Genomic DNA, 13,998 nt, shown 5'->3' with positions numbered 1-13,998 from the left:
TCTCCCATCCCGGCAAAGCATCCATGCTGTGCGTACTCGCGGAGGGCATGTGTCAGAATTTATGAGGACAGTTCAGGACGATATCGACAGGGACGATGAGGCCGCTCCGGTGGAGATGCTCGCGTCGCTGTTCGAAGCGCGCGATTGGCCCTTCGAATATGCCGGCGAGGATGAAATTTCTGCCGAAGTGAAAGGGGCTTGGGCGACCTATCAGTTCCAGGCGATCTGGCGCGCGCAGGATCGGGTGCTGCAGCTCCTGTGCCTGCCCGACATCCGGATTACCGATGGCAAGCGGGCGGCGGTGTTCGAAGCGCTGGCGCTGATCAACGAACAGGTATGGCTGGGACATTTCGATGTCTGGTCGAATGGCGGCGTGGTGCTCTACCGCCACGGGCTGATGCTCGGCGAGGACGGCCTGCTCGGTCCCAGCCAGGCGCAAATGGTGGTCGAGGCGGCGATCGAGGAGTGTGATCGCTTCTATCCGGTTTTCCAGTTCATCCTGTGGGGGGACAAGACCCCGGCCGAAGCGCTGGCCGCCGCGCTGGTCGACGCCGCGGGAGAGGCCTGAGCCTTCCACATACTTGGCAGGGCGACCATGCTGGCCTAAGCGGGCGCGCATGGACCGCTTTCAGAACATCCTGCTCGTCGGCTGTGGCAACATGGCCGGCGCCATGCTCACTGGCTGGCTCGCCGGCGGCATTCCGGCATCCCGCTTTACCGTCGTCGATCCCTACCGCGCCGAAGTGCCGGAGGGCGTGACGCTGCTTCGCGATCTTCCCGATGGCCGTTTCGACGCGGTCCTGCTGGGGGTCAAGCCGCAGGGCCTGGACGACGTCGCATCGGTGCTGACGGGGCTGGTCGGGCACGAGACGGTACTGTTCTCGATCCTCGCGGGGGTCGAGTTCGACAGCCTCGCGGCGCGTTTCCCCGATGCTGCGGCGATCGTGCGGATCATGCCCAATCTCGCCGCAGCCGTCGGCAAGTCGCCGATAGCGCTCGATGCGAGGGGGCTGGACGAGACCGGGCGTGCCGCCGTCACGTCCCTGATGTCTCCGCTCGGCACGCCCGAGTGGCTGGCCGACGAATCGCTGTTCGACGCCGTCACCGCGCTGGCGGGCTGCGGGCCGGCTTTCGTCTATCGCTTCATCGACGCGCTGGCGGCCGGTGCCGTCGCGCTCGGTCTCGACGAAGGGCAGTCGCAGCGGCTGGCGCTGGCGATGGTGGAGGGCGCGGCCGAGCTTGCCGCGACTCAGGCAGGGGCTGCCGAACCCGTTTCTCCGGGCGAACTGGCGGACCGTGTCGCCAGTCCCGGCGGCTCGACCCGGGCAGGGCTCAACGTGCTCGATGCGGGCGGGGCGCTGGTGCAAGTCGTGGCCGCGGCCATGACCGCCTCGCGGGACCGCAACGCCGAAATGGCGGCCGAGGCCCGCAAGGCCTGACCACGCGACTTACAATTTGTCACAATTGCCTGGGCCCGGTTTTTCTTGAAACTTTAACGGACCGGGCCGATATTGCTCCTGTCCGGGGTCCGCATTGTGCGGAAGACCCCCGCGAAAGGGAGTTTGAAATGGCGAATTGGAACGACCCCCAGCCCCGTTCGGGCTTCGGTGCGTCGCCCAGCCTTGACGGACGTGCCGCTGGCAGGGCCTCGTATGACATGGGGCTGCGTCGGCACATGCTGTCGATCTACAACTACATGGCTTCCGGTGTCCTGCTTTCGGGTATCGTGGCGCTGCTCTTTGCCAACTCGGGCATGGCCGCCCAGATGATCTACTCGCCGCTCAAGTGGCTGGTCATGCTTGCGCCGCTCGGGTTCGTCTTTGCGATCAGCGGCGGTGCGAACCGCTTCCAGGAATCGACACTCAAGATGCTCTACTGGGGCTTCTGCGTGGTGATGGGCCTATCGCTCTCCACGATCTTCCTGGTCTTCACGCAGGCGTCGATCGCCACGACCTTCTTTGCCACGGCGGCGGCCTTCGCGGGCCTCAGCCTCTATGGCTACACCACCAAGAAGGACCTGTCGGGCTTCGGCACGTTCCTGATCATGGGCGTGGTCGGCATTCTCGTGGCCATGCTCATCAACCTGTTCGTGCAGTCGACCGTGCTGCAGCTGGTGGTGTCGATCCTCGGCGTGCTGATCTTCGCGGGCCTGACCGCCTACGACACGCAGATGCTCAAGAACCAGTACTATCACCTGCGCGGCACCGAGTTTGTCGGCAAGGCGGTGGTTCTGGGTGCGCTCAGCCTCTATCTGGACTTCATCAACATGTTCCAGTTCCTGCTGAGCTTCCTGGGGCAGCGCAACTGACACGGCGGCGAATTGCCCCCGCGCAGCGATTTCGCGGGGAAAATACCGTACCAGGATTCAACTGGTGACCATGCCCGGTGCGTTTCGTCGCACCGGGCATTTCATTTTTTTCGCGGCAGCGTTAGATATTGGGCTCTGTAATGGAGAGTTGAGGGGTGGAATTGTTTAAGTTCAAAGCTCTTGGTCGCAGGCTGCCTCTGCTGTCGGGGGCGGCCGTCGCGCTTACGATCGCGGCCCTCTCGGGCTGTGCTCCCACACCTGCTCCGCCACCGCCACCGCCGCCGCCGAAGGTGGTGGTCATCCCGCCGATGCCGATGCCGCCGATGGGGGCGCAGCTCGACATGACCGTTCCGCCGCTCGATGCGAACGGAGACCGTCACACGGTCAATTCCGGCATCTCGACCTCGCAGGCGGTGTGGAACTTGCGTTCGGCCTTCAATGTCGCGGCGCTCAATTGCGTCGAGCCTCGGTACGACCCGATCCTTGCCGGCTACAAGCGCTTCCTGTCGGTCTATTCCAGGCAGCTTGCCGCTGCGAACAAGGAAATCGACGCGAGCTTCCGCACGCAGCACAGCCGCCGGGCCGCCATCGTCGCGCGCGAGACCTACCAGACGCAGGTCTACAACTTCTTCTCGCTGCCGCCCGTCGGCACCGACTTCTGCCAGGCGGCCATGGATCTTTCCGGTGAGCTGGAGACCGTCGATCCGGGCCAGTTCAATGGCTATGCCTTCGCCGGCCTCGCGAAGATGGAAGCGCCGTTCAAGTCGTTCTTCAACGCCTATGAGCAGTACAAGGCCGATCTTGCCGCATGGCAGGCCCGCTACGGCGGGGGGCTGGTTACCGTTCGTCCGACGTTCGAGCAGCAGGCCGAGCAGCACGCGAGCAGCCCGCAGTCCTACTCGCAGTAAGGGCGGCTGGGGCGCGGAGCGCGAGATTCTTCGCGCCCCGCGCATTTTTGCTCTTTCACGGTGCTGTTCTCTTCGCTAAGGGGGCGCTCCCGATGCGGCCTCTCGATGAAGCGGGCCGTGCTCGGAATCAAACTGGAACGGGGCCGTAGCTCAGATGGGAGAGCGCGTCGTTCGCAATGACGAGGTCAGGGGTTCGATCCCCCTCGGCTCCACCAGTAATTGATATTTCCGCTGATCGGCCGCACATCGCTGCGGCCGTTCGCGTTTTCACCGGATGCGCTGCGCGCGTCCCTGTTTTACGTCGGCTGGTGCCGCATCCGGCGGTGCTTCATCACCACACTCGACACATTGCCCATTCCGCCGGATAACAAGCCATGCATTTTCTCGACCAAGCCAAGATCTACATCCGTTCCGGTGGGGGCGGGCCTGGAGCCGTGAGCTTCCGGCGCGAGAAGTACATCCAGTACGGCGGCCCGGACGGCGGCAATGGCGGCAAGGGCGGCGACGTGGTGTTCGAAGCGGCCGCTGGTCTCAACACGCTGATCGACTTTCGTTATACCCAGCACTTCAAGGCACCGCGCGGCGGGCACGGCATGGGCAAGAACCGCAACGGCGCGGCGGGCAAGGATCTCGTCATCAAGGTGCCGGTGGGGACGCAGGTCATCTCCGACGAGGACCGCGAGACGGTGCTGGCCGACCTTACCGAGGCGGGCCAGCGCGTGACGCTGCTCGAAGGCGGGTTGGGCGGCCGTGGCAACGCCAGCTACAAGACCAGCACCAACCGCGCCCCGCGTCAGCACCAGCCCGGCGAGCCGGCCGAGGAAATGTGGGTCTGGCTGCGCCTGAAGCTGCTGGCGGATGTCGGCCTCGTCGGCATGCCCAACGCGGGCAAGTCCACCTTCATCAACAAGCTGTCGAACACCAAGGCGAAAGTCGGCGATTATGCCTTCACCACGTTGCGCCCGCAGCTCGGCGTCGTCATGCACAAGAACCGCGAGTTCGTGCTGGCGGACATCCCCGGCCTGATCGCCGGTGCCGCTGACGGCGCGGGCATCGGCGACCGGTTCCTGGGCCATGTCGAGCGCTGCCGCGTGCTGATCCACCTGATCGACATTTCCAGCGCCGATCCGGTCGAGGCGATGCAGATCGTCGAGGAAGAGCTGGAAGCCTATGGCAGCGGGCTGGAGGACAAGCCGCGCCTCGTTGCGCTCAACAAGATCGACCTTGTCGACGATGATCTGGCGCAAGACTACGCCCGCGAACTGCTCAAGGCAGGCGCGGCGGAAGTGTTCCCGATCTCCGGCGCGACCGGCAAGGGCATTTCCAAGCTGCTCGATGCGGTGATCGAATACCTTCCCGCCGCGACCGTGACCGAACGTCCCGAAGGCGAGCAGGAAGAGGCGGAAGACAAGCCCTGGTCGCCGATCTGATCGCGGCCATGGACGGCCCGCGTGACGCGGACCGTCGCCCCGGTGCCGTTCAGAACGGCATGTCCGCCTTGTCGGGCGCGTGCCATGCGCGCCGTGCCGCCGGGCTGAACAGCGTGTCGCGGTGCCAGTAGGCCAGCAGCCAGTCCGTGCGTCCATGGGCAGAGGCCATCAGCGCGCGCAGCACCTGATGAAGCGGCGCATCCGGTGCGTGACTGCGCAGGTGATGATGCGCGGCCCGCATCGATGCGAGCGTGATCGTATGGTGGTAGCCCTCCGTCTCGGTGTTGGGCGTGCCTGTCGCCGCGTTGTAGCGCGTGATGAGCGTGCGGATCTCGTCCGGCGCGGCAAGGTCCGGCCGGTGCCTGCACAACCAGAGCGCCGCCGCGAAATGGCCCTCGTGGGTCCATTCCGCTTTCGGCAGGCGCGCGTCGATAAAGCGAAGGGCAAGACTTTCGATGGAGGAATCGTCGGATAGTGTCATGGCCTGTTGTCCTTGGTGGAAGCCCAACCGGCATGAAAAACCCCGCCGATCGGGCGGGGTGATGAGCTGGCTTTTCGAAAGAGGTCGGGTCTATCGACCTCTCAAATCGAACGCGCGCACCGACACCGCCGGGAAATGACGGCCTTGTTGATTGAGTGTGCAGGGCTTCGCGCTCATGGCGGTTTCGTAACACCCAGGCAGGGCTCGGGCAAGCGGCCGCTTCCGTCCGCCCGTGCCCGGCGCAGGACCATTCGCGCATCGAGATGCTTTCCCCCGCGCGGCAATTCTCCTAGAGGCTGGCGCTCCATGTCTATCACCTGTCTTCCCGATCTTGCCGACAAGGCACAGTGCCCGCTCCTCGTCATCAAGGTCGGCTCGGCGCTGCTTGTCGGCAGCGAAGGCGTGCGGCGTGAATGGCTTGCCGGCCTTGTCGACGAGATCGCCGAGGCGCGCGCACGCGGGCAGCAGGTCATCGTGGTTTCCTCGGGCGCGATTGCGCTCGGCGCGGCGACGCTGGGGCTCGACAAGGGCGGGCGTGGCTCGCTTGCCGATGCGCAGGCCGCCGCCGCCGTCGGGCAGATCGCGCTGTCCGGGCTCTGGACGGAATTGCTTGGCAGCCACGGGCTTACCGCCGCCCAGATGCTCCTCACGCTGGAGGATCTCGAAGACCGGCGGCGTTACCTCAACGTCACCGCCACGCTGACCCGGCTGCTCGATGCCGGGGCGGTGCCGGTGATCAACGAGAACGACTCGGTTGCCACCAACGAGATCCGCTTCGGTGACAACGACCGCCTTGCCGCGCGCGTCGCACAGGCGGCAATGGCGAGCGCGGTGCTCCTGCTGTCGGACATCGACGGTCTCTACGACCGGCACCCGAAGGAGCCCGGCGCGCGCATGATCCCGGTGGTGGAAGGGGTCACGAGCGAGATCAAGGCGATGGCCAGCCCGGAATCGAATTCGGGCATGGGCTCGGGCGGCATGGTTTCCAAGCTGCAGGCTGCGGAGATCGCCGAGCTTGCGGGTATCTGCCTTGCTATCGGAAACGGCCAGCACGACCGGCCGGTCGCGCGCATCATGGGGCAGGGCGTCGGCACGCTGTTCCTGCCCCGCCGCAAGGCCGGCGCGCGCGGGACGTCAAAACGGGCCTGGCTGGGGGGGCGGCTGCGGCTCAAGGGCCGGTTGATGGTCGATGCCGGTGCCGCGGCCGCGCTGCGGCGCGGGTCGAGCCTGCTGGCCAAGGGCATCACCGCCGTAGAGGGCGTGTTCGAGCGCGGCGACCCGGTGGCCATTGTCGATGGCGACGGACGCGTGCTGGCGCATGGCCTTTCCGAATATGATGCTGCCGAATGCGCCGCGATTACCGGTCTTCATTCCAGTGAACAGGCCGAAGTGCTTGGATATGCGCCGCGTTCCTCGGTGGTTCATCGCGATCAGCTCGTGCTCAAGTGACCGGAACCGCGCGCCCTTCGATTGCCCTGACCGGGGCTACCGGATTCGTCGGTCAGGCCGTGCTCGATACGGCGCTGGCCGCCGGGTACGACGTGCGCGCACTGACCCGGCGCGAGCAGGCCCCTCGCGAAGGGGTGGAATGGGTCCCCGGAGAGCTGGCCGACACCGCGTCGCTCAGCGACCTGACGCGCGGGGTGGAGGCGACGATCCACGTGGCCGGCGTGGTCAACGCGCCCGATGCGGCGGGGTTCGAGGCCGGTAACGTCACGGGCACGCTCAATCTGGTCGAGACGCTGATCGCCAAGGGCATACCGCGTTTCGTTCATGTCTCCTCGCTGTCGGCCCGCGAGCCGGAGCTGTCCGCCTACGGCGCGTCCAAGGCGCGTGCGGAAAAGCTGCTGAAGGCCAGCCCGCTGGACTGGACGATCGTGCGACCGCCCGCGATCTACGGTCCGCGGGACAAGGAAATGTTCGAACTTTTTCGCGCCGCGCGCTGGGGCGTGATCCCGACGCCGAGCGAAGGCCTCGTCTCGATGATCCATGTCGAGGATCTCGCGCGGTTGCTGATTGCGCTGGTGGACGGTGGCGAGACTGTCTCGGGCCGTGTGTTCGAGCCCGACGATGGCCGCGCGAAGGGCTGGAGCCACTATGAAATGGCCCGCGCGATCGGCTGGGCCATGGGGCGGCGTCCGATGGTGTTCGGTCTTTCGCGCAAGGCTCTGGAGAGGGCCGCGCACGTGGACCGGTTCTTTCGAGGGACCAAGGCCAAGATGACCTTGGATCGCGCGGCCTATTTCAGCCATCCCGACTGGGTGGTCTCGCCCGAGGCGGCCGTTCCGGCGAATATCTGGCAGCCGCAGATCGAAACGCGCGAAGGGCTCAAGTCCACCGCGCAATGGTATCGCGAGAACAAGTGGCTGTGACCGGGCGGGCCTGAACCAGCCTACTTGCGGCCGGCCGGTTCCACCTGACGCAGCGCCCATTCGGCCAGCTGGCGCACTTCGCGGTGCCCGCCGCGCAGCCCCAGCGTCGCTTCGAACCCCATCAGGTGCGTTACCCAGGTCAGGGCCATGACAAGGCCCAGCGGGCTGTCCGGCGCGCCGTCGGGCAGGGGGGATCTGGCGCCGCGAACCAGATGGTCGACTTCCAGCGCGCGCAGCCTCTCGCCGAATGCCACGGTTTCGCGCCGGATCGCGTCGTTGTGGTTGGCGAGCGCGAGATATTCCATGGTCAGGGCTGCGTCGAAGGGGTCGGCAAAGCACTGCCACAGCGCATGCAGCGGTCGATCCGCCGCCATGGCCTGCTCCACCCGCTTGCGCATCTGTCCGGTGCGGCGGCCGTAGGCTGCAAGCAGCAGGTCGTCCATCGTCGCGAAGTAGTAGTAGACGGTCTGCTGGTTGATGCCCGCCCGCTCGGCCACGCGGCGAGAGGTGACGGCTGCATAGCCTTCCTCGCGCATGACCGCCTCGGTCGCATCCAGCAGCGCGGCATGGGTGGCCGAACTGCGCGAGCCCATCCGGCGTTTGGGGGCGGTGGCTGTCGTCATGCGGGCTCCGGGGCGTGGGTGGGGGTCGGGTCGAAGGCGATCGGCAGCGATTTGATCCCCCACACGCCGGCAAAGCTGCGCCATTGGGCGGGGACGGTGTGGCGGGGATTCTTCAGCCGCCGGGCGATCAGGTGGGTGGCTTCCTCGACATTGGCCTGCGCCAGGAACTGGCCGAGGCAGATGTGCATGCCGCGCCCGAAAGCCAGAGGGGCGGTGCGGTCCGGGCGCTCGGGCATAAAGCGCAAGGGATCCGCGAACAGGGTCGGGTCGCGGCCCGAAATGCCGAGCGGGAACAGCAGCATCGTTCCGGCCGGAATGGTGACGCCTTCCCAGGTGACGTCGCGGGTCGTGACGCGATAGGTGTTGGACGGACTGGTCAGGCGTAGCTGCTCGCGCACCACGAGCCGGCAGTATTCCTTATCCTGCGCGCAGTGCCGCCAGATGTCGGGGTGGTCGATCATCGTGTTCATCAGCAAGGTGAGCAGGTTCTTGGAGGTGTCGTATCCGGCGCCGAACAGGAAGACGAGCATCTGCCGCAGTTCCTTGTCGGTCAGCTCGCCCCGCGTATTGGCGGCGATAAGGTCGTCCAGCAGGTCGCCCTTGCCGGCATCGGGCCCGCGTTCCCCGATCAGGTCGTCGACGAAGCGCCAGAGCACCTGATAGGCCTCCTCGATCTTCGGCATGTCCTCCACGATCATGTTGAAGCTCGTGCCCTGCACCTCGAGCGAGGAAATGATGGCGGGCAGCTTGCTCACGTCGCCGCCGATCAGGGCGAACATGACACGCACCGGGAAATTGGCGGCGAACTCGGCAAAGTCGAATGCGCCTTTCGGGGCCCATTCGTCGAGCAGGGCCGAGATCGTCTCGATCATGACGGGGCGCATGCGCTTCACGTTGTTCGGGCCGAAGGCGCCGCTCACCGACCCGCGCAGGCGCTGGTGGTCCTGGCCTTCGCGCACGAGCATCATTTCCTGCGCGAAATCGCCCCAGCCGGTGCCCTCTGCACCCATGATCGCGACGATCTCGCCGCCCGGCATTTTCAGGGCGTCGTCCATGCGCATGATCTCGTCGATTGCGCGGTAGGAGGTGAGTACGGGGCCTATCGAACTGGTTGCCAGCCAGGGATGCCGGGCGCGGGCCTTTTCCAGCCAGGGGGTGGGATCGGCTGCAAACTCGGGGGTTTCGATCGGAAGGTGGACGAGATCGAGGTCGTCTATGCGCTGGGCGGTCATGGGATCATTTCTCTCTCCTGGTCGGCGCTTGTTTTTCGGAGTCGCGCCGTTTGCCAGTCACCTTGTTAGCATATTTCAGACGAATTGTCCTAAAAGGCTATGTTTTGACGAGAGATGTCCGGCATTCGCCAATCGACCGACAGAAAATATGCTGTCCTGTGCCTTGAAGGGGATGGTCATGTTTCATGTCCTCGTCGGGCATGGGCAATCGGGCTTTCCCGGCCGATCCTGCCGCGCGGACTGCCCTGGGGCTGGATTGTTCTCCGCCGGGGCGATTGGACCCCTCTGGTCTCTAAAGATAGTCCGTACTATCAATAATGGAGAACCGATTCTCCGGGCAGGCCGACGCACGATCGCCACCGGGGACCTGCAAGGAGAGGAAGACATGCTGGAGTTGGATGGTCTGGGCTATCGCGGCAAGACGGTGGTCGTCACCGGCGGGGCTTCGGGCATGGGTGAACAGGTTGCCCGCATTCTCGGTGAACTGGGCGCCGCAGTACATATCGTCGACATTCGCGAGCCCAAGGTCGCCCACGAGACCTTCCATCAGGTCGATCTTGCCGACTTCGGCGCCGTGCGCGGCGTGGCCGAAGCGCTTTCCGCACTGGCGCCGATCGACTTTCTGTTCCCCTGCGCCGGCCTGCCGCCGACGGTGAAGGGGCCGATGTACTGCATGCAGGTGAACTACATCGGCACGCGCCACTTCGTCGAATGCCTGCTGCCTTCTCTGAGGGACGGGGCCGGCATCGCGCTCATTTCCTCCGATGCCGCGCTCGGCTGGCAGAAGAACCTTGCGCAGAGCCTCGAAATGCTCGCGATCTCCGAGCCCGACGAAGCGCTTGCATGGTGCGAGGCCGATCCCGAGACACGCGTGCGCGACGGCTATACCTCGTCCAAGGAAATGCTGGTGATCTGGGTGCAGAACGCGGCGGTGAAGCTCGGCAACGAGCGGCGCATCCGCCTCAACGCCATCGGCCCGTGCCCGACCAAGACCGCCTTCATGGACGAGCAGGGACAGCACCTGCCCGAAGGCTTCCTCGAGGCATGGCCCTATCCCTCGCTTGGCCGCATGGCGACGGCGGAGGAGCAGGCCTGGCCACTCGTGCTGCTGAACTCGCCGCTCAATGCCGCCGTGACCGGCGCCTTCCTGCTGACCGACCAGGGCTTTGCCAGCGGCGTCTATACCGGCGCGATCGATCCCTCGTTCATGACCGGAGGCAGGTGAGGCGATGGAAATCGAGCCCGCCATCCTTCCGTACCTGGCCGATCTCGAAGGGGCCGTTGCCAATCTCAGGGACACCTGGCACCCGGATGATCCGGCCTATCGTGCCGACGTCTATCGCCAGACGATGACGAGCCTCTCCTACGCCTATTTCATGTACTTCCATGCCGATGCCGAGCACCCCGACTGGGCGCCCTTGTGGAATCCGGTCTATACGCTCCAGCCCAACCCCGACGATATCTACGTGCAATCGCCGATCCGGGGTGATCTGACCTATCGGGTCTCGGGCAATCGGGGGACGTGCAAGATTCTCTCGTTCACGTCGCAAAAGGCGCTTTCGGGCACGGTCGATGAACTGCCGCGTCCCGGCGGCCACAACGAACTCGATACCAACGACATCGGCATCGGGCTGGGCAAGGACTTCTCGATTGTCTTCAGTGCCGAGCGGCCCAAGGGCTATGAAGGCCACTGGGCGCCGATCGATCCCGAGGCGCGTGGCATGTTCACCCGCTATCGTATGTATGACTGGCACGGCGAGGTGGACCCGGTTCTGTCGATCGAGTGTCTCGATCCCGTGCCGCCCAAACCGCGCCTCACGCCGGAGGAAATCCTGCGCCGGATCAAGGAGATGGCCAGGTTTCCTGCGAGGAAGACCAAGCTCTACTACGCGATGCAGAACGGCGTGAAGGAGCGCGTCGGCTTCAATGTCTTCGAGCCGCTGCGCATGCCGGGGGCATTGATCAAGCAGACCTACTGGCCCGCTGTGTTCCAGCTCGAGGAAGACGAGGCGCTCGTCATCGAGACGGAAATTCCCGAGAAAGCGCCTTACTGGAACATCCAGCTCAACGATCCGTACTTCAACGCCCTCGAATACGTCTATCGCCTCAGCAGCACCAATGGCGCGATGGCTGCGCTGTCGAGTGACGGCAAGTATCGCGGCGTGATTGCGCTGACCGATCCGGGCGTGCCCAACTGGCTCGATCCGGCGGGCTACAGGGAAGGCGGCATCTACGGCCGCTGGTACGACTGCGACAGCGAGCCGGTGCCCACGATCACGCGCGTCAAGCTGGCGGACCTGCGGCAATATTTGCCGGAAGACACGCCGGTGGTGACGCCCGAACAGCGCGCCGCAGAAATCCGCCGCCGCGTCGTCGCCTGCCAGCGCCGGCGCCGGTGGTGAGGGGCTGAGCCATGGACCTGAGCTACGATCCGCCCGAGGCCTTCCGCCATGCGCTCGACCAGTTGCACGAAGTCGTGTCCGGCGAGACCGGCCTGACCGACTTCGGTCCCGATGACTACCTGCCGGGCCTGAAGGTCCTGCTCCAGTCCATGGATTACGATCCGCACTTTTCCGAAACCGGACGGCGGGTGGCATGGGGCATGGTGGTCGGCGTGCTGCGGGGCAGGGCGCAGGCCTATGCCTCGATGAAGGCCAATCCCGGCTTCGCCGATCGCCAGATCCTTGCGCCCGTGGTCATCACCGGGGTGCCACGTACCGGCACCACCGCGTTGCACCGGCTGCTTGCGGTCGACCCGCGTTTCCAGGGACTGCAGACATGGCTGCTCGACAGCCCGATGCCGCGCCCCCCGATCGAGACCTGGGGGGACTATCCCGAGTTCCGGGCGACGGTCGCCCAGCTCGAGGCGCAATATGCCGCCGCGCCCGATGCCAAGGCCGCGCATTACCGTGCTGCCGAGGAAGTCCACGAATGCTGCATGGTGTTGCGCCAGTCGTTCGTCTCGAACCTGTGGTCCTGCGGCTGGTCGGCGGCGACCTATGATGCCTGGTGGCAGTGCCAGAGCGAGGCGGCGGCTTATCGCCACTTCCACAAGTGCGTCCAGCTGATCGGCATGAACGATCCGGACAAGCGCTGGCTGCTCAAGAATCCGGGTCATATCGAGCACCTCGACCTGCTCTTCGCAGTGTTTCCCGATGCGCGGGTGGTCCAGACCCACCGCGATCCGGCCAAGGCGATGCCCAGCCTCGTCTCGCTGCTGATGAACCTCAACAACGTGACGGAAGGCGACCGGCCGCAGCAGCGGGCCGAGAACCTGCTCCAGCGCGAAGTCGCAAAGTGGGCCAACGCCGTGCGCAAGGCGGACAAGGTGCGCAAGACGCATCCCGGGCAGGTGCTCGACGTGGTCCACGCCGACTTCCATGCGCGTCCGATGGAGACGGTTGAGGCGATCTACCGCTTCATCGGCATGGATATTCCCGAGGGCACGCGCGCCGCGCTGGCCCGGCGGATAGAGGAAAAGCCCGAGTTGCGGCACGGCGTGCACCGGTATTCGATCGCCGATTTCGGCATGACCGAAGACGAGGCGCGCGCGCCGTTCGGCGACTATGTCGAATGCTACGATCTGGTGGAGAGGAAGCCATGAAAGCCGCGATCTATCCGGGCGAAGGCAAGCCCATCGTCATCGAGGACATTGCCGATCCCGTTCCCGGCCCCGGCGACCTGCTGATCCGCGTCGATCGCTGCGGCATCTGCGGGACCGACTTGTCGATGACCAAGGGCGGCATGTGGGACTATGCCGGTTCCGGGGGCAAGGGCGTCCAGTTCGGCCATGAATATGCCGGCGAGATCATCGAGGTTGGCAAGGATGTCTCCGGCTGGAAGGTGGGCGAACGGATCGCGGTGCTGCCGTCCGTTGCCTGCGGCGCGTGTCCGTCGTGCACGGCCCACGGCAACAACGTGCTGTGCGGGAACAGCCCCGGTTCGGCCATGGTCGGCTTTGCAGAGCTGGCCAAGGTGCCTGCCAGCGTGGCGACGCGTCTGCCGCAGACGCTGTCGATGGCCGACGGCGCGCTGATCGAACCGATGGCGATCAGCCTCTATGGCACCGGGATGGCGCATATCGAGCCGGGCGACAGCGTGGTCGTTCTGGGTGGCGGCACGGTGGCGCTCTATGCAATCTACTGGGCGCGGCGGCTGGGGGCAGGGCGGATCGTCGCCATGTCGCGCTCCTCGCGGCGAAAGGACCTGTGCCTCGAGATGGGCGCCGATGCCTTTGTGGCCTTTGGCGACAACGAGATCGGCGAGGTACAGGAAGTGCTCGGCGGCGCGCCGCAAGTCGTGCTCGAATGCGTGGGGGCAGAGGGCATGCTGATGAAGGCGGTCATGCATGCCGCGCAGTTCGGGCGGATCATCTCGCTGGGCTTCTGCACGTCGCCCGATCCGGTGATCCCCGGCATGGCGAGCTACAAGTGCGTCTCGATGCAGTTCGTGGTGGGCTATTCGATGAAGGAATTCATCTACATCGCCGAACAGCTCGACCGCGACCGCATCCGCGGCGCCGGCAATCCGGATCCCAAGGCGATCGTCAGCGACAATATCGGCTTGCAGGACCTGCCCGCGATGTTCGAAACCCTGCGTGGACCGAACAACGAGACCAAGGTCCACGTTCTGTGTAACTGACGG

Annotated in this window: 14 protein-coding genes and 1 tRNA gene; 12 read left to right on the top strand and 3 right to left on the bottom strand. The window is 65.4% G+C overall.

Features of this window, described 5'->3' with window-relative positions:
- Positions 1 to 61 precede the first annotated feature (61 nt).
- The 6 genes from NZK81_RS11675 to obgE all read left to right on the top strand — a co-directional run bounded on the left by NZK81_RS11675 (position 62) and on the right by obgE (position 4,646).
- Complete coding sequence (locus NZK81_RS11675; RefSeq protein WP_260046261.1) at positions 62 to 568, top strand: type III secretion system chaperone family protein; 507 nt, start codon at positions 62 to 64, stop codon at positions 566 to 568.
- 49 nt (positions 569 to 617) lie between these two features.
- A complete protein-coding gene (locus NZK81_RS11670) occupies positions 618 to 1,439 on the top strand; it encodes a pyrroline-5-carboxylate reductase family protein (protein ID WP_260046259.1) in 822 nt (273 codons plus the stop codon).
- 128 nt (positions 1,440 to 1,567) lie between these two features.
- Positions 1,568 to 2,308 (top strand): Bax inhibitor-1/YccA family protein, encoded by a 741-nt coding sequence (locus NZK81_RS11665; protein ID WP_260046258.1) that lies wholly within the window; start codon positions 1,568 to 1,570, stop codon positions 2,306 to 2,308.
- Between the two features lie 155 nt (positions 2,309 to 2,463).
- Positions 2,464 to 3,216: a hypothetical protein gene (locus NZK81_RS11660; protein ID WP_260046257.1), complete on the top strand. Its 753-nt coding sequence runs from the start codon at positions 2,464 to 2,466 to the stop codon at positions 3,214 to 3,216.
- A 139-nt stretch (positions 3,217 to 3,355) separates the two neighbouring features.
- A tRNA-Ala gene (locus NZK81_RS11655) sits at positions 3,356 to 3,431 on the top strand.
- A gap of 159 nt (positions 3,432 to 3,590) precedes the next feature.
- Positions 3,591 to 4,646: a GTPase ObgE gene (gene obgE, locus NZK81_RS11650; RefSeq protein WP_260046256.1), complete on the top strand. Its 1,056-nt coding sequence runs from the start codon at positions 3,591 to 3,593 to the stop codon at positions 4,644 to 4,646.
- 49 nt (positions 4,647 to 4,695) lie between these two features.
- Here obgE and NZK81_RS11645 read toward each other — a convergent pair whose 3' ends face one another.
- On the bottom strand, positions 4,696 to 5,127 hold the full coding sequence (locus NZK81_RS11645) for a hypothetical protein (RefSeq protein WP_260046255.1): 432 nt from the start codon (positions 5,125 to 5,127) through the stop codon (positions 4,696 to 4,698).
- A 306-nt stretch (positions 5,128 to 5,433) separates the two neighbouring features.
- Between NZK81_RS11645 and proB the strand changes: the two genes are divergently transcribed.
- Together proB and NZK81_RS11635 are read left to right on the top strand one after the other, a co-directional pair.
- The gene (proB, locus tag NZK81_RS11640) at positions 5,434 to 6,576 is read left to right on the top strand and encodes a glutamate 5-kinase (RefSeq protein ID WP_260046254.1); all 1,143 of its coding nucleotides are present in this window, start codon (positions 5,434 to 5,436) and stop codon (positions 6,574 to 6,576) included.
- Entirely contained in the window at positions 6,573 to 7,499 is a 927-nt protein-coding gene (locus NZK81_RS11635) for an NAD-dependent epimerase/dehydratase family protein (protein WP_260046253.1), read from the top strand. The genes proB and NZK81_RS11635 overlap by 4 nt, the downstream gene beginning before the upstream one ends.
- Before the next feature lie 20 nt (positions 7,500 to 7,519).
- Here the strand turns inward: NZK81_RS11635 and NZK81_RS11630 are convergent, their stop codons facing one another.
- Together NZK81_RS11630 and NZK81_RS11625 are read right to left on the bottom strand one after the other, a co-directional pair.
- Positions 7,520 to 8,122, bottom strand: a complete 603-nt coding sequence (locus NZK81_RS11630) for a TetR/AcrR family transcriptional regulator (RefSeq protein WP_260046252.1) — start codon at positions 8,120 to 8,122, stop codon at positions 7,520 to 7,522.
- Positions 8,119 to 9,354, bottom strand: a complete 1,236-nt coding sequence (locus NZK81_RS11625; protein ID WP_260046251.1) for a cytochrome P450 — start codon at positions 9,352 to 9,354, stop codon at positions 8,119 to 8,121. Before NZK81_RS11625 ends, NZK81_RS11630 begins: the two co-directional genes overlap by 4 nt.
- A gap of 385 nt (positions 9,355 to 9,739) precedes the next feature.
- Between NZK81_RS11625 and NZK81_RS11620 the strand changes: the two genes are divergently transcribed.
- The 4 genes from NZK81_RS11620 to NZK81_RS11605 are packed head-to-tail and all read left to right on the top strand — an operon-like array spanning position 9,740 to position 13,995.
- Entirely contained in the window at positions 9,740 to 10,579 is an 840-nt protein-coding gene (locus tag NZK81_RS11620) for an SDR family oxidoreductase (protein WP_260046250.1), read from the top strand.
- 4 nt (positions 10,580 to 10,583) lie between these two features.
- Positions 10,584 to 11,756: a hypothetical protein gene (locus NZK81_RS11615; protein WP_260046249.1), complete on the top strand. Its 1,173-nt coding sequence runs from the start codon at positions 10,584 to 10,586 to the stop codon at positions 11,754 to 11,756.
- Positions 11,757 to 11,767: 11 nt separating this feature from the next.
- Complete coding sequence (locus tag NZK81_RS11610) at positions 11,768 to 12,958, top strand: sulfotransferase family protein (protein WP_260046248.1); 1,191 nt, start codon at positions 11,768 to 11,770, stop codon at positions 12,956 to 12,958.
- Positions 12,955 to 13,995, top strand: a complete 1,041-nt coding sequence (locus NZK81_RS11605; RefSeq protein WP_260046247.1) for an alcohol dehydrogenase catalytic domain-containing protein — start codon at positions 12,955 to 12,957, stop codon at positions 13,993 to 13,995. Before NZK81_RS11610 ends, NZK81_RS11605 begins: the two co-directional genes overlap by 4 nt.
- Positions 13,996 to 13,998 lie beyond the last annotated feature (3 nt).

This window comes from Novosphingobium mangrovisedimenti (assembly GCF_025153475.1).
GTDB lineage: Bacteria > Pseudomonadota > Alphaproteobacteria > Sphingomonadales > Sphingomonadaceae > Novosphingobium > Novosphingobium mangrovi_A.
Note: the sequence above shows the minus strand (reverse complement) of the source record. Positions and strands in the feature narration are given on the sequence as shown.

Excerpts from the sequence above, each read along its gene's own strand:
- NZK81_RS11615 (WP_260046249.1), top strand. The coding sequence starts at position 10,584 with ATGGAAATCGAGCCCGCCATCCTTCCGTACCTGGCCGATCTCGAAGGG.
- NZK81_RS11675 (WP_260046261.1), top strand. The coding sequence starts at position 62 with ATGAGGACAGTTCAGGACGATATCGACAGGGACGATGAGGCCGCTCCG.
- NZK81_RS11665 (WP_260046258.1), top strand. The coding sequence starts at position 1,568 with ATGGCGAATTGGAACGACCCCCAGCCCCGTTCGGGCTTCGGTGCGTCG.
- NZK81_RS11630 (WP_260046252.1), bottom strand. The coding sequence starts at position 8,122 with ATGACGACAGCCACCGCCCCCAAACGCCGGATGGGCTCGCGCAGTTCG.
- obgE (WP_260046256.1), top strand. The coding sequence starts at position 3,591 with ATGCATTTTCTCGACCAAGCCAAGATCTACATCCGTTCCGGTGGGGGC.
- NZK81_RS11670 (WP_260046259.1), top strand. The coding sequence starts at position 618 with ATGGACCGCTTTCAGAACATCCTGCTCGTCGGCTGTGGCAACATGGCC.
- NZK81_RS11610 (WP_260046248.1), top strand. The coding sequence starts at position 11,768 with ATGGACCTGAGCTACGATCCGCCCGAGGCCTTCCGCCATGCGCTCGAC.
- NZK81_RS11645 (WP_260046255.1), bottom strand. The coding sequence starts at position 5,127 with ATGACACTATCCGACGATTCCTCCATCGAAAGTCTTGCCCTTCGCTTT.
- NZK81_RS11605 (WP_260046247.1), top strand. The coding sequence starts at position 12,955 with ATGAAAGCCGCGATCTATCCGGGCGAAGGCAAGCCCATCGTCATCGAG.
- NZK81_RS11620 (WP_260046250.1), top strand. The coding sequence starts at position 9,740 with ATGCTGGAGTTGGATGGTCTGGGCTATCGCGGCAAGACGGTGGTCGTC.
- NZK81_RS11625 (WP_260046251.1), bottom strand. The coding sequence starts at position 9,354 with ATGACCGCCCAGCGCATAGACGACCTCGATCTCGTCCACCTTCCGATC.
- proB (WP_260046254.1), top strand. The coding sequence starts at position 5,434 with ATGTCTATCACCTGTCTTCCCGATCTTGCCGACAAGGCACAGTGCCCG.